Annotated in this window: 18 protein-coding genes; 6 read left to right on the top strand and 12 right to left on the bottom strand. The window is 32.8% G+C overall.

What is annotated here, in order from left to right:
• Positions 1–27: 27 nt before the first annotated feature.
• The 3 genes from OZP06_RS07040 to OZP06_RS07050 all read right to left on the bottom strand — a co-directional run bounded on the left by OZP06_RS07040 (position 28) and on the right by OZP06_RS07050 (position 2,254).
• Positions 28–435, bottom strand: a complete 408-nt coding sequence (locus tag OZP06_RS07040) for a hypothetical protein (protein ID WP_269224261.1) — start codon at positions 433–435, stop codon at positions 28–30.
• A 322-nt stretch (positions 436–757) separates the two neighbouring features.
• Positions 758–1,777 (bottom strand): phenylalanine--tRNA ligase subunit alpha, encoded by a 1,020-nt coding sequence (gene pheS, locus OZP06_RS07045; RefSeq protein WP_281238489.1) that lies wholly within the window; start codon positions 1,775–1,777, stop codon positions 758–760.
• 120 nt (positions 1,778–1,897) lie between these two features.
• On the bottom strand, positions 1,898–2,254 hold the full coding sequence (locus tag OZP06_RS07050; RefSeq protein WP_269224262.1) for a hypothetical protein: 357 nt from the start codon (positions 2,252–2,254) through the stop codon (positions 1,898–1,900).
• A 176-nt stretch (positions 2,255–2,430) separates the two neighbouring features.
• Between OZP06_RS07050 and OZP06_RS07055 the strand changes: the two genes are divergently transcribed.
• Entirely contained in the window at positions 2,431–2,931 is a 501-nt protein-coding gene (locus tag OZP06_RS07055; RefSeq protein ID WP_269224263.1) for a CvpA family protein, read from the top strand.
• Between the two features lie 318 nt (positions 2,932–3,249).
• Here the strand turns inward: OZP06_RS07055 and OZP06_RS07060 are convergent, their stop codons facing one another.
• The 8 genes from OZP06_RS07060 to OZP06_RS07095 all read right to left on the bottom strand — a co-directional run bounded on the left by OZP06_RS07060 (position 3,250) and on the right by OZP06_RS07095 (position 12,741).
• Positions 3,250–3,993 carry a tetratricopeptide repeat protein gene (locus OZP06_RS07060; RefSeq protein WP_281238487.1) on the bottom strand — a complete coding sequence of 248 codons (744 nt, stop codon included), beginning with the start codon at positions 3,991–3,993 and terminating at the stop codon, positions 3,250–3,252.
• A 60-nt stretch (positions 3,994–4,053) separates the two neighbouring features.
• Entirely contained in the window at positions 4,054–5,802 is a 1,749-nt protein-coding gene (locus tag OZP06_RS07065; RefSeq protein WP_269224264.1) for a BatD family protein, read from the bottom strand.
• A gap of 71 nt (positions 5,803–5,873) precedes the next feature.
• A complete protein-coding gene (locus OZP06_RS07070; RefSeq protein WP_269224265.1) occupies positions 5,874–6,638 on the bottom strand; it encodes a tetratricopeptide repeat protein in 765 nt (254 codons plus the stop codon).
• Positions 6,639–6,704: 66 nt separating this feature from the next.
• Entirely contained in the window at positions 6,705–7,739 is a 1,035-nt protein-coding gene (locus OZP06_RS07075; RefSeq protein ID WP_269224266.1) for a VWA domain-containing protein, read from the bottom strand.
• Positions 7,740–7,887: 148 nt separating this feature from the next.
• On the bottom strand, positions 7,888–8,889 hold the full coding sequence (locus OZP06_RS07080) for a VWA domain-containing protein (protein WP_281324411.1): 1,002 nt from the start codon (positions 8,887–8,889) through the stop codon (positions 7,888–7,890).
• On the bottom strand, positions 8,889–10,517 hold the full coding sequence (locus tag OZP06_RS07085; RefSeq protein WP_269224267.1) for a hypothetical protein: 1,629 nt from the start codon (positions 10,515–10,517) through the stop codon (positions 8,889–8,891). The genes OZP06_RS07080 and OZP06_RS07085 overlap by 1 nt, the downstream gene beginning before the upstream one ends.
• Before the next feature lie 158 nt (positions 10,518–10,675).
• A complete protein-coding gene (locus OZP06_RS07090) occupies positions 10,676–11,539 on the bottom strand; it encodes a DUF58 domain-containing protein (protein WP_281238481.1) in 864 nt (287 codons plus the stop codon).
• A 197-nt stretch (positions 11,540–11,736) separates the two neighbouring features.
• Positions 11,737–12,741, bottom strand: a complete 1,005-nt coding sequence (locus OZP06_RS07095) for a MoxR family ATPase (RefSeq protein ID WP_269224268.1) — start codon at positions 12,739–12,741, stop codon at positions 11,737–11,739.
• Between the two features lie 225 nt (positions 12,742–12,966).
• On the opposite strand from OZP06_RS07095, the gene OZP06_RS07100 reads away from it, so the two are divergent.
• The 4 genes from OZP06_RS07100 to OZP06_RS07115 all read left to right on the top strand — a co-directional run bounded on the left by OZP06_RS07100 (position 12,967) and on the right by OZP06_RS07115 (position 16,718).
• On the top strand, positions 12,967–13,839 hold the full coding sequence (locus OZP06_RS07100) for an aldo/keto reductase (RefSeq protein WP_269224269.1): 873 nt from the start codon (positions 12,967–12,969) through the stop codon (positions 13,837–13,839).
• 85 nt (positions 13,840–13,924) lie between these two features.
• The gene (locus OZP06_RS07105) at positions 13,925–15,064 is read left to right on the top strand and encodes an ATP-binding protein (protein WP_269224270.1); all 1,140 of its coding nucleotides are present in this window, start codon (positions 13,925–13,927) and stop codon (positions 15,062–15,064) included.
• A 384-nt stretch (positions 15,065–15,448) separates the two neighbouring features.
• Entirely contained in the window at positions 15,449–16,180 is a 732-nt protein-coding gene (locus OZP06_RS07110; protein ID WP_269224271.1) for a metallophosphoesterase family protein, read from the top strand.
• A 40-nt stretch (positions 16,181–16,220) separates the two neighbouring features.
• A complete protein-coding gene (locus OZP06_RS07115; RefSeq protein WP_269224272.1) occupies positions 16,221–16,718 on the top strand; it encodes a DUF6646 family protein in 498 nt (165 codons plus the stop codon).
• 95 nt (positions 16,719–16,813) lie between these two features.
• Here OZP06_RS07115 and OZP06_RS07120 read toward each other — a convergent pair whose 3' ends face one another.
• A complete protein-coding gene (locus OZP06_RS07120) occupies positions 16,814–17,701 on the bottom strand; it encodes an S-adenosyl-l-methionine hydroxide adenosyltransferase family protein (RefSeq protein ID WP_269224273.1) in 888 nt (295 codons plus the stop codon).
• Positions 17,702–18,052: 351 nt separating this feature from the next.
• On the opposite strand from OZP06_RS07120, the gene OZP06_RS07125 reads away from it, so the two are divergent.
• A complete protein-coding gene (locus tag OZP06_RS07125) occupies positions 18,053–20,701 on the top strand; it encodes a TonB-dependent receptor (protein WP_281324412.1) in 2,649 nt (882 codons plus the stop codon).
• Positions 20,702–20,706 lie beyond the last annotated feature (5 nt).

The following is a 20,706-nucleotide window of genomic DNA, read 5'->3' on the forward strand; positions in this document are numbered from 1 at the left end:
AAATTTTAGAATATAAAGCGCTGTTTTTTAATACACTACCACTCCATCTACAAATAAAAGAGGTACTTCTTCGACTGCGGTTTCATTGATAGAATTGGCTTTGAAAATAAATTTTTTATCGTATAAGGTGTTGCCGATGAAATAAGTCACCATAAACTCATTGTTGAGTGCCAAAACACTTTTTTCAATCATTTCGATTTTTACTGCCGAGACTGCTGGAACTTCTATAAAAGCATGACGCAAAAGTGATGTTTTTTTCATTTCTCCGTCAATCGTACCAAAAGCTTTAGAAACTACCATTACGCTGTCCAATTGAAAATCACTGTCGTTTATCAAATAGGCATACCATACTTTTTCCATAAAATCGTCGCTCCATTCTTGAACGGCAGCAAGGAATACGTTTTCTACTTCGGGGATGGTGATGTCAGATTTCATTTGATCTTTGATTACAGATTAACGATTTTAGATTTTAGATTTAAACTTCTAAAATTAAAAAACGCTTGTATGTTTTGTTTTTTGCTTTCCTGCAAGGTCTTTTTCCAGTCCTTGTAGGTATTTGTCTTTTATGTAATTCCTACAAGGTTAAAAAAACCTTGCAGGATAATCTATTCCACTAAATATATTGATTACGGAATTCCCTAGCCCAGATGGGAGCAAATATCCTTTTATGCCGGTGTTCGGCATAAAAGATATTGTGGACAGCTGGAAATAGCTCATTTTCTGGATTATGATAATAAAAATCGTTAATCTAAAATCTTTATATACTTGATTTGAATTGCTCTAAGAAACGTACGTCATTTTCATAAAACATACGGATATCACCAATTTGATACAACAACATCGCAATTCTTTCAATTCCCATTCCGAATGCAAAACCATTGTATTCGTCTGGATTGATGTCGCAATTTTTAAGTACGTTAGGATCTACCATTCCGCAACCCATAATTTCTAACCAACCAGTACCTTTGGTAATTCTATAATCGGTTTCTGTTTTTAGTCCCCAATAAATATCAACCTCAGCGCTAGGTTCCGTAAATGGAAAATAGGATGGACGCAAACGAATTTTTGATTTTCCAAACATTTCTTTGGTGAAATACAAAAGGGTTTGTTTCAAGTCGGCAAAAGACACGTCTTTGTCAATATACAATCCTTCCACTTGGTGAAAGATACAGTGTGAACGGGAAGAAACAGCTTCATTACGAAAAACTCTCCCTGGAGAAATAGTTCGAATAGGCGGTTTATTGTTCTCCATGTAACGCACTTGCACGGATGAAGTGTGCGTACGCAACAAAATATCTGGGTTGGTTTGTATGAAAAAAGTATCCTGCATATCACGCGCCGGATGGTATTCTGGCAAGTTTAATGCCGTAAAATTATGCCAATCGTCCTCAATTTCTGGTCCTTCGGAAACGTTGAATCCAATGTTTGAAAAGACATCAATAATTTGGTTTTTTACCAATGAAATTGGGTGACGAGAACCAATAATTGTAGGTTCGGCTGTACGCGTTAAATCGCCATAAAACCCTTTACTTTCTTCTTTGTTTTCTAATGTTTCTAGGATTGATTTTACTTTATCTTCGGCAGAAGTTTTAAGTAAATTAATCACTTGTCCAAATTCCTTTTTTTTGTCATTTGGTACATTTTTGAATTCGGCAAAAAGGTCTTTCAACAATCCTTTAGTTCCTAAGAATTTTATTCTAAATGCTTCTAATTCTGCAGGATTTTGTGTAGAGAAAGCCTGTGCTTCGCCAATATATTCTTTTATCTTGTCTATCATTTTCGATCCGTAATTGAGAGTGCAAATTTAGCTTTTTTTAGTGATTCGTGAAAAGTAATTAGTGATAAGTCTAAAAAAAATTAACAATAAAGCTAATTTCTAATCACTTACAACTAATTCCTAATCAATCAATTCTCTTTCCAAGAAATAATTAACAATTGCTTCTTTCATCAAAACGGATTGTTCGCCCGCTTTCAAAGGAGGTAATTCTTCTTTTACTTTATAGTGTGGCCAGCCGTCTTCATCAAAAAATTCGAATTCATAAAATCCATAAGGTTCTAATAAACGGCAAATAGCAATGTGCATCAAATTGAGTTTTTCATCTTTTTTGTATTCACGATGAACCTTCCCGAGTTCCTGTACTCCAATTAAATAAATAATAGCATCCAAATCTAAATCTTCTCCTTGCGAAAATTGATTGGAAAGTATATCGACAAGCCGTTCCCAGCGTTCTTTCAGTTGTGTGTCTCTTGACATTTTTATTATAGATTTTAGATTTTAGATTTTATACTAGTTGTTGTGTAGATTTCTTTATCTACAATCCGAACACTTCAATCTAAAATTATTTCCAGCAAAGATAAGAACTTGAAATTTGACAATGGTTACCGAACAATTCTTTTATCTTTACGCTTTTAAATTTTAAAATAAAAAAAATGAGTTTTTTTGATATTATTCTTGGTGGGTTCTTATGTTATTCATTTTACAAAGGAATTAGAAACGGACTTTTTGTAGAATTGGCTTCTTTGCTTTCACTAATATTAGGAATATACATTGCTATTAAATTTTCTTCAATTGTCAAAGATTTTTTATCGAATTGGCTGCATTGGAATCCTTACACGGTACAGTTTTTTGCCTTTATTTTGACTTTTATTGTGGTTGTAATTGGGATTTATATGTTGGGCAAATTCCTGACCAATATTGCCGATTTTGCTTTTCTGGGTTGGATAAACAGTCTAGGTGGTGGTTTTTTTAGAGTATTGAAAACTGTTTTAATCATGAGTATATTTCTAACAATTTTCGAAAAAATGAATTACCATAATTATTTAGCCAAAAAAGAGACCCTTGACAAATCGATTTTCTTTAACCCGATTCAAAAAGTAGCTGGATATATTTTTCCTTCTATCGAAAAATGGTATGACAAAGCGAGGAAGTAGCGTTCGAAGTTTTCAGTAATCCGATTTTAGTCGAAAGGATTATCTTTTTCCGTTCAATCAGTTGAATGCGTTCTTAAAATAAGATAGCCCATAGTCAAAAACTACGGGCTATTCTTTTATATAATAATTTTTTATCAGTATCCGTGACTAATCCCAAAACGAAAAAGTAGATCACAGATTCAAAAGATTTACACAGATTTCTTTTATAATGCATATAAAACCTATGAGATTCAGTGTTATCAATAGCATAAAAATATATTGGGTACACTTTCTGGACAGTCTTATCATTTTTTTAGATCGGAGACAGAATACTGACTACTACTTCACTTCCTTAATGGCTCCGCTATCAATCCAACCTTCGGTTCCATCAGTCAATTGAATTTTTTTCCAGTTGCCTAGCGTTTCTTCTACATATACTTTGGTTCCTTCGTGTAAAACAAAAATGACTGAACCAGCCTTTTGAGGTTCACTTCTTACATCGGATGATTCTGCAAAAACGATAGCTGGTTTTTCATTATCAAAATGGCTTTTCTCAAAAAAGGCAGCCGAAATACTCATCACAACAAGCAATAGAATTACAAACATTCCAAAAAAGAAAACTCTTTTCATCACTACGTTTTGTGAAAAATAATAGCCTATAAAAAAAACCAATACCAACATTGAGAAGCTTATTGAAATCCAAGCCCAAGTTTCGAAAGGATAAATACCCGTAAAATCACGAAGCAACTTTGCAAAACCCACTTTTGGGACTACTTTAATCTCATCTATGGTTTGCTTTTGGGCAAATTTAATATTGTTTAAAACGGCTGGGTTGCTAGGATCTAGAACTAAAGCTTTCTCATAGTTATAAATTGCAAGAGCAGTTTGGTGCAATTTATAATAACAATTCCCCAGATTAAAATACAATTCAACAGATTCCTTATTGTCATTTAAAACTGATTCATAAGCTTTGGCCGCTAAATCATATTTCCCGTTTTGGTACAAATTATTTCCTTTTTCGAAACCCGTTTGTGCAAAGAAAACTTGCGAGATTAATAATAGTATATAAAAAATATTTTTCATTTTCATTTTTTTTTAAGATGCTAAGATTCTAATTTGCTGAGATTCTAAGTTTCTTAGGTGTTAAATCTGTTTTTCTAATTCGGAAATAATAGTTACCGCTTTATCAAAATCATGTTGAATCGTTGCACTCGATGATGGCGCATATCGGGCTATCTCACAGTTTTCAGTAAGTGCAATAAAACTATTTACTACTTCTGGATTGGCTTTTCTAGACAATAATAATTCCTGAATATTATCTTTACTCATTTCTGAAGTTTCGATATGCAACTTGGCTTTCAGGAAATTATGCATTGCTTTTTCTAAAGCTACATAGAAAGGGGCTTTGTTATTAATTTGCTTTTTGGCTTCTGATAAATATTTCTTAGCCAATTTATTGTTCATTTTAATTCGGTTTCCAAAAACATCACTATCAATTGCTTCTTTTTTCTTTTTGAATAAAACAATCAAAGGAAGTATTAAAAAGGGCAAAAACAACAAGGTGTAAAATGACGTAGAACCAAAAAATTCAGGCTGTTTTCTTGCTAGAAGTTCTGTTTTTAAGTCAATAAATTTAAACTGCTCAATTTTTTCAATTTTATTTTTACCTACATTGGTATTAGAAGGAGCCTCGGCAGTTTGGGTAGGACCATCTAGAACATTAATTTTAATTTCTTTTGAACTAATGGTTTTATAAGTTCCTGAACTCAAATCAAAGTATGAAAATTGCATTGGTTTTATAACATAATCCCCTTTGTATTGTGGAATAATAGTATAAGAATCTGAGATTTTGCCATTCATTCCAGACAGTGGTGTGTTTACTTTTTCATCATGAACCGCATCATACATTTCTAATGCATTTGGTACTTCGGGTTTTGGTAAAGTAAATAATTTTAAATTTCCAGTACCTGTAACGCTCAAAGTTAAATCCAAGCTTTCGCCATTTTTCAAAGTTGTTTTGGATGGTATTGCTTTAAAATCAAATTTACCAACAGCTCCTGTAAAATCGGCTGGTTTTCCTGCTTCTGGCAAAGGTTTTACACTAATAGTTTTAGCTCCTGCTGAAACTCTCTTATTCCCATCGACTAATAATACCCGACCAAACATATCTCTTCGATTGGTTGGTAATTTTACGCTTATGTCTAACGACAAAGGCTCTATGACTAGTTTACCAGACTTTTGTGGATATAAAATAACTTTTTTTAATACTACAAAACGGTATTTTTCCCCTTTAAACATTCCTTCCTCGCCAACTAATTGTTTAATGTCAATGTTTTGGCTCCAAAAATCATTGTATTTGGGTTTACTGAGTTCATTCCAATTGTTAATTCCAATATTATAACTAAAATACAATTTATATACTACTGTAATAGGTTGATTAATATAGGGATTGGTATTCGAAATATTAGCAATTAAATACAGATTGTCATCGGCAGAAACTTGAGAATCGTTTGGATCTCTTGGTTGCTCCGTGGCTGCTGTAACATTGATTTTTATAGGTTGTGTTTTGTAAATCTGCCCATTATATTCAATCATAGCCTGTTTGATGACCAAATTTCCTTTTTGATTGGGCAACAAATAATAGGAATAACTTTTCTCGAAAGATGTTTTTCCATTAATCCATGATTGACTCACTTGTTGACTCGGTCCTGCAATAATTCGGAAACCTTCAAAAGAAGGTTGCACAAAATTATCGCCATCAATATTCATTACAAAATCGATACGAAGTCTCTCGTTGAGTCCAAGCGTCGTTTTGCTAACTCTTGCCTCAAATTGAACTTGAGCCATAAGTCCTTGAAAACATAATAGTAATAGAATTAAAAATCTTTTCATTACTGGTTTAATCGTTACTGTTTTATTTGTATAAATTTAAAATATCTCTTGTCAATTCCTATTATAAAAAACTACCAATCTTTCTCGGTTTTCACAGGTGAACCTTTTACTTTTTTGGCATTTACTTTATCTTGAATTTTCTTTTCCTCATTATTTACAGCATCCAATAAATTTTCGGTTCGTTGTTTTGAAATTCCTCCAGGTTTTGGTTTAGGTTGCCCTTGATCATCTTTTGGTTTACCGTCTTTCTTGTCTTTATCGCCGTCTTTTTTATCTTTGTCCTTGTCTTTATCGCCGTCTTTCTTATCGTCTTTTTTGTCCTTATCTTTATTCTTGTCGTCTTTTTTGTCTTTATTTTTATCTTTGTCCTTATTCTTGTCTTTCTTTTTATCGTCTTTTGGAGGAGGATTATCCTTTAGCATTTTTTTGGCCAAAGCATAATTATATCTAGTTTCATCATCTTCTGGGTTATTGCGCAATGCGTTTTTATAAGCTTCTACTGCTTGCGTATAATCCTTCTCTTTCATATAAACATTACCCAAATTATGAAATGCCTTATGCTTTTGGGATCTTGTTTTTAAATTCTTTAACGCATTTGCATACGCAAATTTGGATTCTGAAAATTGATTTTGCCTGTATATTGCATTTCCTAAATTATATGGAGCCACTGTTCGATTGGGGAATTTTGAATGTGAAATTCTATAATTTGCTTCAGACTCTACATAATTTTTAGCTGTATATTCTTCATTTGCATTAGGCAATATTTTATCTTTCTCTTGGGCATTGGCGCCAAAAGCAAAAAGTAATAGTAATATGTATATGATTTTATTTTTCATTTCTATTTATGTTCCTTTCAACGTATTTTAAAAAACTTCAATTTTCGTTAATGCTCTTTTGATACTTTATTTATTCTCGTTAAATAAATCTAATTTTTTGACCCATTGGGTTTTTCTCTCTAAAAAGAAAATATCCAAAAATAACAGCACAAACCCCAATCCTAAAAACCATTGAAATTGCGATTGAAAATCGGCCATTTCCGTGGCTTCAAATTCGGTTTTTTGTATTTTATCCAATGTCGCTTTTATGTATTCCAATACTTCTTTGGTATTGTTTCCGTTGACATAACCTCCGCCGGTAATTTTGGCAATAGTCGCTAAACTATTTGGATTCAATTTAGTAATTACAATTTCACCTGCATTATCTCTTTGGTAACTTTCAACAACACCATTTCTTTTTAAAGGAATAGTCCCTCCTTTTTCGGTGCCCAAACCTATGGTAACGATTTTCATTCCTAGTTTTTTTGCTTCTTCAGCGGCTGCTTCGGCTCCTTCAGAATGGTCTTCACCATCAGAAATCATAATCATTAATTTGCTGGTCTTACTTTTATCATCAAAATAAGTACCCGATAATTTAATGGCCTCATCTAGTGAAGTTCCCTGAGACGAAACCAATCCTGGACCCATGCTTTGCAAGAACATTTTGGCAACACTATAATCAGTTGTAATTGGCAATACCGGAAATGCACTACCTGCATAAGCAACAATTCCTATTCTGTCGCTCCCTAATTGATTGATGATTTGAGATACGATTTGTTTGCTTTTATCCAATCGGCTTGGAGCAACATCTTCACAAAGCATACTTTTGGAAACATCCATTGCAAAAACGATATCAATTCCTTCTCTTTTAACCGTTTCTACTTTGGTTCCTATCTTCGGATTTACTAATCCAACAATTAAAGCGATCAAAGCTAAAATCAGTACACCCAATTTCAAAACAGGCTTAAAAATAGAACGTTCAGGACTTAATCTTTTAATGATTTCTAAATCTCCAAACTCGCGTTGTTTTTTTCTTTTCCAATATAAATTAAATAGAAAAACCACCACCACAAGCGGTAATATAAAAAGAAGGTATAAATAATTTTGTTCGTCTAATTCCATTTTTAATTTTAGATTTGCTTCGCCAATTCGCCTTTGGCTCGGGTCTGAATTTAGATTTTAGATTTTTATTCTAAAATTATAAATCTAAATTTTGATATTTTCCTATTTAATTTAGTTGCTCCAAATTCCTGAATCGGGGGTTAGGGGCTTATATAAAACTTCTGTAAACTGTATTGCGCAACCCTATTTCCAACAACAATAAAAACCCTGCAAGTAAAACAAAAGGTCTGAATTTTTCGTCATAATCATAGAACTTCAATTCTTCAATTTCTGTGGTTTCGAGTTTATTGATTTCATTGTAAATTTCAGCCAATTTATCATTACTGGTTGCTCTGAAATATTTACCTCCGGTTTTCCTGGCAATATTCTTCATTAATTGTTCATCAATTTCTACCTTCATCATTTGAAATAGAAATTGACCATTTGGTGCAATCGCGTATGGGAATTCCGCCATTCCATTAGTTCCTATTCCAATTGTATAGACTTTTATGCCATACTGTTGAGCGATATCTGATGCGGTTTCTGGTTCGATAAATCCCGCATTATTTACACCATCTGTCAATAAAATCACCACTTTGCTTTTGGCCTTACTGTCTTTTAAACGATTAACCGCTGTAGCTAGTCCCATTCCAATTCCAGTTCCATCTTGCAAAACATTGTCATATTTTATACTTCGAATGGCATCTTGAATTACAGCTTTGTCGCTTGTTACGGGTGATTTTGTATAGGCTTCAGAAGCATAAACTACCAATCCAATTCTATCATTGGGCCTTTCTTCAACAAAATCGGCTGCAACTCTTTTTAGTGCTTCCATTCGATTTGGTTTCAAATCCTTGGCTAGCATACTTCCTGACACATCGACCGCAACCACAATATCGATTCCTTTTGTCGTTTTGGTTTTATTGCTAATGTCTACCGTTCTTGGTCTTGCCATTGCTATAATTAATGAAGCCAATGCAACTATTCGCATCACATTCAAAACGGGTTTTAACTTTGCGAGTACTGATTCCGTTCCTTTGAATCCTTGAAGCGAACTTATTTTTAAAGTAGCCGTTTGTTGATTTTTTTTCCAATATAACCAAGCAATAGCAAATGGAAGCAAAAGAAACAACCAAAAAAATTCTGGATTTAAAAAGGTTATTTTTTCCATTAGTTACTAGTTGTTTTAAGTTCTACAGCGTTCAAAATACGGTCTGTTAATTCTGTTGCATAACGATCTCCTTCTTCGTGCAAAATCAAAATTTGTTGTAATCCTCCAGCTTGTCCGAAGAGAAGGATTTCATAATAAATTTTAGTACTGCTCTGACTGTTTCCATCTATTCTTGAGAAAGTACCAAATCCTTTTTTACCAGTAATCCCGTTAGCCGTTTGAAAATCTTCTTGCTTGACAATCATGTTTTGAGCACCTTGTGATTCTAATGCTTTTAAAGAACTTTCTATAGATTTAGACAAATCTAAAGCACCTTCTTGTTTGTATTTTATGGTTGATACCATGATATAAAAATTATCCAATAAACTCCCGTATCCGAAAGATTGCATCTCTTTTATCAAAGCCATTCCCTCTTTGGGTAATGTTTTGGTCAAATCCATTCGTTTCAACACTTTTGGTGTTTCAATAATTACCCCTGGATTTCCGTACTCACTTTTTACCCATTCCCCTTCTAATAATTCTTTGGTTGGATGGCCTAGAATATTATCTTTTACAAAATCAAATCCTTTGGTTGCAATAAAATAAGTTGCTGTAGCAAAAAGCAGGAAAAGCACAGAAGCCACCGAAATTGCAATTCGTTGATTTCTTTTCTTCCTTAACATTGTTTTGATTTGTTTCTGCTTCTGAGCTTCGTTCAAAATCAAATCTTCATCCACAGGCACTTCAACAGGAATCGCTTCATCAAGTGTTAGAATTGCTCTTTGAATTTTATTCCTATCCTCGGTAATTTCGAATTCTAATGGTTTTGATTTAGCAAATTTCACTAAATCGGCTTGTTTTAAAACAGTGAATAAATTCTCAATTGTTTCTTGGGAGAGCTTCATTTTCTTTTTTAACGATGCCGCTTTTAGTCCTGCAATCAATTCTGATGTAGTGCTTTCCATGGCAGGAATTTCAATAGCTTCTTCAATATAATTTCGGGCAATATCCGTCAATTCACTGTAATATGCTTTTACTTCACCATGCTGCCAAAGTTCTTTTTTCTCTAAAGTGTTGAGTAAACTGGTCGCTTTTTCTATGGGAGTTTTATAGATTTCTTCTTCAATTTTTTTCTTTTGACGAATTTTGACATACCAATAAATGAAACCTCCAATTCCTAATATTAATAAAATTCCCAAAAGATATTTCCACCAATCTCCCAATGAATCTTCGGCTTTTACTATGTCTTTAATGTCATACATTTTTTGTTTTAATGTATCTACTTGAACATTAGCCACCTCAACTTTTATAGAATCAGTCAAAAATGCTTTTTTATTGATCAGAATTTTGAAGCTTGGAATCGTATATCTTCCGGAATCAAATTGAGTCAAACCGTATTTTTTGATTAATTCGTACCGATCGTCTTTTTTAATAGTATCAATTGGATAGGAATGAATTACCTCGAGCGCACCAATATTTTTTAGTCTTGGGAAAACCACTTTAGACAACGTATCTACCGAAGTTTTTAAAGTCAATTTAAACTCAGCTCCAATTTTGTTTTTTGTGGTATCAATACTGGTAACTACTTTTTGCTGTGCAAAAATAGAAGTCGAAATCAGCAGTAAGAATATTATTAATTTTTTAAGCATTGATTTTGGGAAATTTTGATTTTTGATTGAAGGTTAACGATTTTTGATTTACGATTTCTCTATAAATAAAAGATTATTTTCAATCCAAAAAAATATTATTTCAAAGTTGTTTTTGCTGTTTTTATACTTATAAATAGTTAATCAAAAATCTGAAATCTTTATCGGGATTTAAAATAGCCTAATAATTTGGTTACATAACTTTCATCCACTCTAGTATTTACAACACCTGAACCTGATTTACTGAAAGTTTCTTTAAAATAGTGTACATTATCATGATAGTATTTTTCATAATTCATACGCACGGATTTTGAACCTGTATTAATCAATTTTGTTTGTCCTGTTTCTGCATCGGTCATTGAAACCATTCCTAGATTGGGCATTTTTTCTTCTCGAATGTCATACACTCGAATACCCGTAATGTCGTGTTTCTTAGAAGCGATTTTCAACGTTTGTTCATAATCTCCCGACATAAAATCCGAAATAACAAATACAATCGCTTTCTTTTTTTGGGTACCCGATAAAAATTTTAAAGCTTGAGCAATATCGGTTTTATAACTTTTAGGCTCAAATTCTATCAATTCTCGAATGATACGCAATACGTGAGATCTACCTTTCTTGGGTGGAATATACAATTCTATTTGGTCTGAAAACAAAATCAATCCTATTTTGTCATTGTTTTGAGTAGCCGAAAATGCCATTGTTGCAGCTATTTCGGTAACAATTTCTTTCTTGAATTGATTTTTGGAACCAAAACTTTCAGAACCCGAAATATCGACCATTAACATCATGGTCAATTCTCTTTCTTCTTCAAAAACTTTGACATGTGCTTCGTTATAACGCGCAGTTACGTTCCAATCGATGGCACGAATATCATCACCAAATTGATATTGACGCACCTCGCTAAAGGTCATTCCTCGTCCTTTAAACGATGTATGGTATTCTCCCGAAAAGATATGATCACTCAATCTTCGGGTTTTTATTTCTATTTTACGTACTTTTTTTAAAAGCTCTTTTGTATCCATTTTTCTTTAGTGATCAGTGTTCAGTGAACAGTGTTCAGTTTTTTAGCGATCAACAATAAGTATTCAGTAAATTGAATTCAGCAAATTTTTTATTATAAGTTTATTCTCCAAAGTCTTTAAAATTAAAATCTTTTTACAACCACACTTTTTGAAACAAGCCTGACTGAATACTAAAAAACTGAACACTGAACACTTTCTTATGGTACTTCGATTTCGTTTATGATTTTATTTATGATGTCTACCGATGTAATGTTTTCGGCTTCGGCTTCATAAGTGATTCCAATTCTATGGCGCAAAATATCATGAACTACAGCACGAACATCTTCTGGAATTACATACCCGCGACGTTTGATAAATGCATAACATTTTGCAGCGGTAGCTAGATTAATACTTCCACGCGGTGATGCTCCAAAACTGATCAAAGGTTTCAAATCAGCCAATTTATATTTCTCAGGATAACGAGTTGCAAAAATAATATCCAATATGTATTTCTCTATTTTTTCATCCATGTAAACTTCTCGAACTGCTTCTTGAGCACGTAAAATTTGCTCTACAGAAACTACCGGATTTACTTTATCATAACTTCCTTTAAGGTTTTGACGAATAACTAAACGCTCGTCTTCCATCTTCGGATAATCGATAACCGTTTTTAACATAAAACGATCGACTTGCGCTTCCGGCAATTGATAGGTTCCTTCTTGTTCAATAGGGTTTTGAGTTGCCAATACTAAAAATGGTCGGTCCAATTTAAATGTAGTATCACCAATAGTGACTTGTTTTTCTTGCATGGCCTCTAATAATGCTGATTGCACTTTGGCTGGCGCACGGTTAATCTCATCGGCAAGAACGAAATTAGCAAAAATTGGTCCTTTTTTGATAGAAAACTCATTTTGCTTGATATTATAGATCATCGTCCCTACAACATCCGCAGGTAATAAATCGGGAGTAAACTGGATTCGGCTAAAAGAACCTTGAATGGCTTGAGAAAGGGTATTAATCGCTAATGTTTTTGCTAATCCGGGCACACCTTCTAACAGAATATGTCCCTGACCCAAAAGTCCAATTAATAATCTTTCGACCATGTGTTTTTGTCCCACAATAACTTTATTCATCTCCATAGTGAGAAGGTCAATAAAAGCACTTTCTCTTTCGATTTTTTCATTGATTGCTCTAATGTCTAAAGTCGCTGTATTTTCTTCCATATTGTTATTTTTAAACCCTTGTTTTATTGTCTGTTTTGTTTGATGGTGCAAATTGAATTTTTTTTTAGAAGTAAGATGTTAAAGAATGGTTAAAACTTCGACAAATCCCCTAATTTTAAGGACGAATTATGATTGTATTTGTCTATTTTTAAGAACTAAAAAAAATTAACTTCAAATTAGTTGAATAAACCCCTAATTTTCAAGGGGTAATCTAAAAATGAAACCATGAGCAAAATACCTTTTTCAAAAATTATTGCAGGCACAATGACTTGGGGAGTTTGGGGCAAAAACTGCACCACTGAACAAATGATAGAACTAATGAATATATGCCTTGAAAATGGCATTTCAACCTTTGATCATGCCGATATTTATGGGGGATATACTACAGAAGAAGCCTTTGGAAAAGCATTTAACGAAAGTAAAATCAACCGTAAAGACATCCAATTGATTTCTAAATGTGGGATCCAAATGGTCTCTGAAAGCAGAAAAAATACTATCAAACATTATCAATATTCAAAAGCATATATCATAGCCTCAGCAGAGCTATCTTTAAAAAATTTGCAAACGGATTATTTGGATCTTTTGCTATTGCATAGACCAAGTCCACTGATACAAGCAGATGAAATTGCTGAAGCCGTTGAAAAGCTTAAAATTGAGGGAAAAATATTAGATTTTGGTGTTTCTAATTTTACACCAAGTCAAAGCAATTTGATTGAAACAAAAACAAAAATTAATTACAATCAAATTGAGTTTTCAATTACCCATTTAGAACCAATGCTCGATGGCAGTTTGGATCACATGCAAACCAACCGAATCACGCCTATGTGCTGGTCACCACTTGGAACCGTTTTTCGAAATGAGAATGAACAATCACAACGTATTAAGAAAGTAACTCATGAATTGGCTGCTAAATATAATGTGTCTGAGGATATCATTTTATTGGCATGGATCATAAAACATCCTGCAGGAATCTTACCCGTTTGTGGCACCTCAGACAAAAAGAGACTTTCGCTTTTGATGAAAGCCACAACCGTTGAAATGGATTTGCAGGATTGGTTTGCACTTTGGACAGCGAGTACTGGAAATGAAATTCCATAGCTATTTTTAATATTTAGTTGCAAAATAGAATGGTTCATTAATAAATTAGAAGATTTAAAGTATTCATAAAAATTGCAAAGTTCAAATGATCAATAAGCGTATTCTTATCAAAAACTTACTGGCTCACAACGATGAGAGCAGTTTCTATGATAAAAAAAGGCAGTTGAATTTGCACTCAAGAGAAGGAAAAGCCAAATTTTTGAAGCACATTTGTGCCTTATCGAATTCGAATCCGACCAATAATTCATACATCGTTGTGGGTGTAGAAGATGAGAACAATCAAATTGTTGGAGATGATTTTTTTGATGATAGCAGAATTCAAAATTTAGTGAATGCTTTTCTTGAAAATCCACCCAAAATTCAATACGAAAATGTCCCTTTCCCTAATTTACCAAAGGACAAAGTAGTTGGCCTTGTAACGATAAAACCCAATAATAAAACATCCTATTTTAAAAAAGGAATTCATACCATTCCTATCAATAGTGTTTTTATCAGACAAGGCAGTAATACAATGCCAGCGAAAGGAGAAATTGAGAAGAATTTTCAGAATATTGAAACCGTAATTGGCATCGAAAACAATTCGAGAAACAGTATCAAATATACACTGGATGGCGTAATTGATTTTATGAATTTTCGCCACAAAGACATGAGTCCAAAATATAAAGTTTTTAAAGAACTATTTGTAATGTGCTGGGCTGGAATTACAAAAAAATCAAGAAACAAAACCTATTTGTCCCGAGTGGATATTGAATTAATTAACGAACAAGTTAAGCTGTTTTATTCGGCTCAAGATGTCGTTGAGATTAGTTATGATGACGATAGTTTTACCATTGTTGAATATGTACCGTTAGGTTTGAACGATAGAACCAGTTATTACCCTCTTGAACAACAAACCATCCGTTTTCAGGAAAATGGCTATTATAACATTGATCGAAAAATACTTTTTGAGCCGCCAGAATATAACAAAAAAATGCTTTACCATATCTACAATTCAAATTTAGCCTTACTAGGAAAACTTGAAAAAAATATTAAATTATCGGATCGGGAAAGAAAAGATTTGAATAATTTGCCCTCTACTTTTATGATATGCTACCTCAATGGTTTTGAAGATGCCAAGCAAAAACTAATTGATGCAAAACTGCTATTAAAACCGTTTTCACAAGTTTACCTTTCTTTTAAAGAAGCACTCCGCATACTAAGAAAAATGAAATATGATGTTCAATAAAAAACAGCTGAGTTGCTTAACTGAATAATCCTGTTATCCAAACCACTATTTCATTTATAACTTGGCAAATAAAATTGGTCATTAATAGCAATAAGGTAAGAAGTGCGTTCATTTTATAAATTTTAAGTAAAATTACAATGATTCTTTATACTGAGCAATCACTAAAAACAGTGATATTTTTGAAAGTCAAATGTACTTAAAAATAATATACCATAACACCATACAAGCTTAGAATTCAACGGATATAACAAGCAATTCAACGGATTTATTCTTAATAAAAACTTAAAATCATCAAAATGAAGTCACTTGTATCATCTCTATTAAAAAAAGCAGAAAACACACTTCTTTTCCCTTATTTTTGCAAAAGAACAAATACCGCATAAAATGAGAACATTAGTAATAGGAGATATACATGGTGGCTTGAGAGCATTGCACCAAATAATGGAGAGAGCTAATGTAAGCCCGAAAGACAAACTTATTTTCTTGGGAGATTATGTAGATGGGTGGAGTCAATCACCACAAGTAATCGATTTTTTGATTGAATTAAAAAAAACACATGACATTATTTGCATAAGAGGAAATCATGACGAATTGTTACGAGAATGGCTCAAAGACAGCAAAGACAATGAACAATGGTACCAACATGGCGGAGAAGCTACTGTTTTGGCATATCAAAATGTGAATGGTGAAACCAAAAATAAGCATATAAAATTCTTAGAATCATTGGAGAATTATTATTTGGACGAGCAAAATAGGATGTTTATCCATGCTGGATTTACTAATATGAACGGAGTTATATTCGAATATTTCCCTAAATTATTTTACTGGGATCGAACACTTTGGGAAACTGCATTGGCATTGGATCCAAATATGAAACCAGATCATTTGTACTATCCCAAACGATTCACATTATACAAAGAGATTTATATTGGCCATACTCCTGTTTCACGAATTGGTCAAACCACTCCCGTTCAAAAAGCCAATATCTGGAATATTGACACTAGTGCAGCTTTCAAAGGGCCATTAACGATAATGGATGTGGACACCAAAGAATTTTGGCAAAGTGAACCTTTACCAACTTTATATCCGAACGAGAAAGGTAGAAATAAAATGTAAATACTATATTTGTAAAAATTTATTACCTATTTTTATATTTATGAAAAAAATTATAACACTTTTAGCGTTGGTTACTTTTGGTTTAACCAATGCACAACAAGCCTTTAAAGGAAAAGGAGATGCTAGATTTAATGTTGGAGCAAACCTTCAAAATGGTGGAACTGGAATTCAAATTTCAACTGATTTTGGATTAGGTGAAAACTTATCGTATGGCTTAGTTGGTTCATACTTATTGAATGTAGATGAAGTTTTAGGACAAACACCTGAATTTCACGATCGTTTTGATGCCAAATTTAGAATCAATGCTAACTTAGGAAGTGTCCTTAACATTGACGAAAAATTAGACATTTATCCAGGTTTGAATTTAGGTCTAAAAAACTTTGGTGCACATATTGGAGCACGATATTTCTTTACAGAAGGATTTGGACTTTTTACCGAAGCTGGGTTCCCAATTGCAAAATACAATACGGATGCTTCAGGATTTGAAAATTTAAACAATCAATTCACATTCAATATTGGTGCTTCATTTAGTATGTAAGCTGAATTTATAGTAAAAGAAAAAGCGTCTTGTTGATTAAAACAAGACGCTTTTTTATTGGAAATTAATATTTATATAAACAGATGCAATATCAATTATTTACTTATAATGATACTCCATTCTGATCCACTATAAATTTTATGTTTTTCAGAAAAACTACCTTGATTTACAGCTAATGAAAAATTCAAAAGACTATTAAAGTAGCAAATGTCATTGTTAACAGCAACTTGTCCAAAAGTGTTTACTAATTGTAATTGATTGTCATATACTTTTTCGGTTCCTTTAAATAGTTGCACTTTTACAAAATCACCCGATTTTAAATTTAGGTTCTCAAATGTTTTTTTATCAATGTTTGTCCAAACATTGCCATATTGAATATCTAAAATTGGAATACCGCCTTTAATAATTCCATTTTCAAAAACAGGTTTTTGGTATGGTATTTTTACAACCTCATTTGGCAATTTAGGCCCAACTTCTTCAAACTTGATTGCTTTGGAAGCCAGTCTTGCACCCGTGTAAGCATATACATCACGACCGTGAAAAGTATAAGATTCATTCGAATTTTTACGACGGTTTTTAACTTCATCAATTTCTCTAATTTCTTGTATTCCTAATTGTTCTGAAATCAAAGTCAAAGTACCATTATCTGGCGTAACAAAATAATGCCCTGATTTTGTAAGCAGAACTACGGAGTGTCTTGAAGTACCAACTCCAGGATCGCAAACAGAAACAAAAACAGTTCCTGCTGGATAATACTGAGCCGTCTGAGATAGACGATAAGATGCTTCCCAAATATTAAATGCAGGTATTTCATGTGTCAAATCAAATATTTTGATATCTGTAGAAACCCCTAAGGCAACTCCTTTCATAGCAGAAACTGCTCCATCTTTTGTGCCAAAATCCGACTGGAAAACCAGTACATTGTTTTGTGAAAAACCATAAAAAGAAAAGGCACACAAAAGGATTAGAAAACGTAATTTCATATTTTTATACTTTATAATTTTTGCAAATATATTCTATTTTGAGTGAATTCTCAATTTCAAAAATTTGAAAAAAGCTATTTTACTTAGCGTTTACAATTAACTCAACTTTGTAACTACCACTATTTTTATTGCTGTTTGTTTTTTTTAAATAAAAAAAAACATTTAATTTGTAGCAGAAAAAAATCGAAAAAAAATGAAATTACTAATATGTAATATTTGTATGATGATGTGGGGAACTTCTGCAGAGTAATCGTATTGCATCATTTTAAATCATTAAAATAGACAATAAACCCTCTGCCAAAAACAGAGGGTTTATGTTTTTAAATTAATTAAAATCAATAACAAAAAAGTATGGAAAAAATTACTAAAACTATTATTCCTTTATTACTATTTTTCTTCAGCGCACAATTCTACGGTCAGACCCATGTTATATCCGGAATTCTGACGAATGAAAAAGGAAATCCATTAGAATCGGCAACAATTGTTGTCAAAGGAACTAACACTAGCGCTTCAAGTGATGCGTTTGGAAAATTCACTATTACGGCACCAACAAACACTGCCGTTTTAATAGTTTCTTTGATTGGTTATAACTCGAAACATGTTGAAGTTAAAGGTGATAATACCGAAATTCAACTGATTGCACAAGACAATACGCTTGATGAGATTGTAATAGTTGGTAGCCGAAACCCGAATAAAAGTAAGCTCGAAACTACAGTTCCCATTGATGTCGTGAATTTAGCGAAAATTAGAAACGTTACGCCACAAACAAGCATAAACGACATCTTAACGTATATGATTCCCGCTTTTAATTCGAATCGTCAATCCTCTTCTGATGGAACCGAACATATTGACCCTGCGTCGTTACGAGGTTTAGGTCCAGATCAAACTTTGGTTTTGATAAATGGTAAAAGAAGGCACACTACGTCATTAGTCAATTATCAAAATACAACAGGTAATGGATCTGTAGGAACTGATTTAAGTGCCATTCCGGCATCTGCGATAAAACGTATTGAGGTACTTCGTGATGGATCTGCTGCACAATATGGCTCCGATGCAATTGCAGGAGTTATTAATTTAGTTTTAAAAGAAAATTCAGGATTGGAAGTCAATACTACTTATGGGCAAACTTCTCGAAACGATGGACAAACAACCAACTTGAATTTGAATTACGGTCATAAATTGGGTGATAAAGGAGGTTTTATCAATCTAACCGCCGAATTTAACAATCGTGAAAAAACGAATCGTTCTCAAAATCATAATTTAATTATTTTTGATCAATCTGCTTATGATAATTATTTTGCATACGATTTCAGTAATCCAAATGCACGCCAAATAGACGATGATTTACTTGCGGCTTCAGGTCTTTCTCGAGATGATTTTAATTTTCAAATTGGTGATGCCAAAATACAAAACATACAAGGATTTGTAAATTCAATGATTCCTTTAAGCCAAAATATCGAATTTTACGCTTCAGGTGGTTTTAGCCAAAGAAATGGTACTGGTTTTGGATTTAGACGTTTACCAAGTGAGACCGAAAATGTTGTGCCAGAATTATTCCCTTTTGGCTTTCAACCAGAATTAAAATCGGACATCTCTGATGCCTCATTGATTTCGGGTTTGAGATTTAAATTTTCAGATTGGAAATTAGACGTTAGTAATACTGTAGGTCAAAATGTATTTAAATATGAAGTGTCTAATACCAATAATTTTTCTTTAGGCGTAAATAGTCCAACTGATTTTAATGCCGGAAATCACTCTTTTTTACAAAACACTTTGAATGCCGATATTTCTCGTTCGTTTAAAACTATTTTTAACGAATTGAGATTTGCTTTTGGAACAGAATACCGTACAGAAAAATTCCAAATTAGTAAAGGCGAAGAGGCTTCTTATATTAATGGTGGTGCACAATCTTTCCCAGGATTTTCTCCTTTGAATGAGGTAAACCAAAAGAGAAATAACTTTAGTATCTACACTGATGTTGAAGTAGATTTTTCAGATAAATTTTTGGTAGGTGTTGCAGGACGTTTTGAAAATTATTCTGATTTTGGAAATACGTTTAATGGAAAACTATCTTCTAGATATAAAATTACGGATACCTTTTTTGTACGTGCCTCTATAAGTACAGGATTTAGAGCTCCATCATTGCAACAACAATATTTCAATAATATTGCAACTGATATTGTAGATGGAAAAAATTTAAATTCGGGTATTTTTAGAAACGATAGTGATATTGCCAAACAACTTGGAATTCCTGAATTAAAAGAAGAAACTTCTAAAAATTACAGTTTTGGAATTGTATATTCTCCACTAAAAAATTTACATTTTACAGTTGATGCTTATCAAATTAAAATAGACAATAGAATTATCCTAACTGGAAATTTAGGGAATGATCCTTATGGCGATCCAGTTCCAGAACTACAAGCATTATTTGAAACGTATGGTGCACAAACGGGTCGTTTCTTTACCAATGCCATTAATACTTCAACTAAAGGTATCGATTTTGTGGCAGATTATGACATGAATATAGGAAATGGAAACCTTGCCGTTTCGTTATTATACAACTTCAACGAAAATAAAGTAGATGATAAATTAAATAATATTCCTTCTATCTTCATTGGTCAAGAAGATGTGTATTATGGTCCTCAGGAAAGAAGTTTGATAGAAACCAACACCCCAAAAAATAAAGGAACACTATCTTTAAATTACGCCATAAATAAATTCAACTTTTTAGTAAGAAATACTTATTTTGGTGAAGTTATTCGAAACGGATTTCCTTTTGGAATTTCTCAAACCCACAAAGGAAAAACAGTAACCGACCTATCAGTGGCCTATAAAATAACTCCTAAAATCCAATTTGTTTTAGGTGCTAATAATTTATTTGATGTTTTCCCAGACAGACAAGTTTATGAGAACAGCTATTTTGGAGTTTTTAAATATGCTCCAGTCCAAATGGGAACAACAGGTGCTTACTATTTTGGTAGATTAAGTTTTAAATTATAAAAAAG

Origin of the sequence: Flavobacterium sp. IMCC34518, from assembly GCF_027111095.2 — a bacterium.
Classification (GTDB): Bacteria; Bacteroidota; Bacteroidia; order Flavobacteriales; family Flavobacteriaceae; genus Flavobacterium; species Flavobacterium praedii.

Coding starts and splice junctions, on each gene's coding strand:
- OZP06_RS07040 (WP_269224261.1), bottom strand. CDS start 435: ATGAAATCTGACATCACCATCCCCGAAGTAGAAAACGTATTCCTTGCT.
- pheS (WP_281238489.1), bottom strand. CDS start 1,777: ATGATAGACAAGATAAAAGAATATATTGGCGAAGCACAGGCTTTCTCT.
- OZP06_RS07050 (WP_269224262.1), bottom strand. CDS start 2,254: ATGTCAAGAGACACACAACTGAAAGAACGCTGGGAACGGCTTGTCGAT.
- OZP06_RS07055 (WP_269224263.1), top strand. CDS start 2,431: ATGAGTTTTTTTGATATTATTCTTGGTGGGTTCTTATGTTATTCATTT.
- OZP06_RS07060 (WP_281238487.1), bottom strand. CDS start 3,993: ATGAAAAATATTTTTTATATACTATTATTAATCTCGCAAGTTTTCTTT.
- OZP06_RS07065 (WP_269224264.1), bottom strand. CDS start 5,802: ATGAAAAGATTTTTAATTCTATTACTATTATGTTTTCAAGGACTTATG.
- OZP06_RS07070 (WP_269224265.1), bottom strand. CDS start 6,638: ATGAAAAATAAAATCATATACATATTACTATTACTTTTTGCTTTTGGC.
- OZP06_RS07075 (WP_269224266.1), bottom strand. CDS start 7,739: ATGGAATTAGACGAACAAAATTATTTATACCTTCTTTTTATATTACCG.
- OZP06_RS07080 (WP_281324411.1), bottom strand. CDS start 8,889: ATGGAAAAAATAACCTTTTTAAATCCAGAATTTTTTTGGTTGTTTCTT.
- OZP06_RS07085 (WP_269224267.1), bottom strand. CDS start 10,517: ATGCTTAAAAAATTAATAATATTCTTACTGCTGATTTCGACTTCTATT.
- OZP06_RS07090 (WP_281238481.1), bottom strand. CDS start 11,539: ATGGATACAAAAGAGCTTTTAAAAAAAGTACGTAAAATAGAAATAAAA.
- OZP06_RS07095 (WP_269224268.1), bottom strand. CDS start 12,741: ATGGAAGAAAATACAGCGACTTTAGACATTAGAGCAATCAATGAAAAA.
- OZP06_RS07100 (WP_269224269.1), top strand. CDS start 12,967: ATGAGCAAAATACCTTTTTCAAAAATTATTGCAGGCACAATGACTTGG.
- OZP06_RS07105 (WP_269224270.1), top strand. CDS start 13,925: ATGATCAATAAGCGTATTCTTATCAAAAACTTACTGGCTCACAACGAT.
- OZP06_RS07110 (WP_269224271.1), top strand. CDS start 15,449: ATGAGAACATTAGTAATAGGAGATATACATGGTGGCTTGAGAGCATTG.
- OZP06_RS07115 (WP_269224272.1), top strand. CDS start 16,221: ATGAAAAAAATTATAACACTTTTAGCGTTGGTTACTTTTGGTTTAACC.
- OZP06_RS07120 (WP_269224273.1), bottom strand. CDS start 17,701: ATGAAATTACGTTTTCTAATCCTTTTGTGTGCCTTTTCTTTTTATGGT.
- OZP06_RS07125 (WP_281324412.1), top strand. CDS start 18,053: ATGGAAAAAATTACTAAAACTATTATTCCTTTATTACTATTTTTCTTC.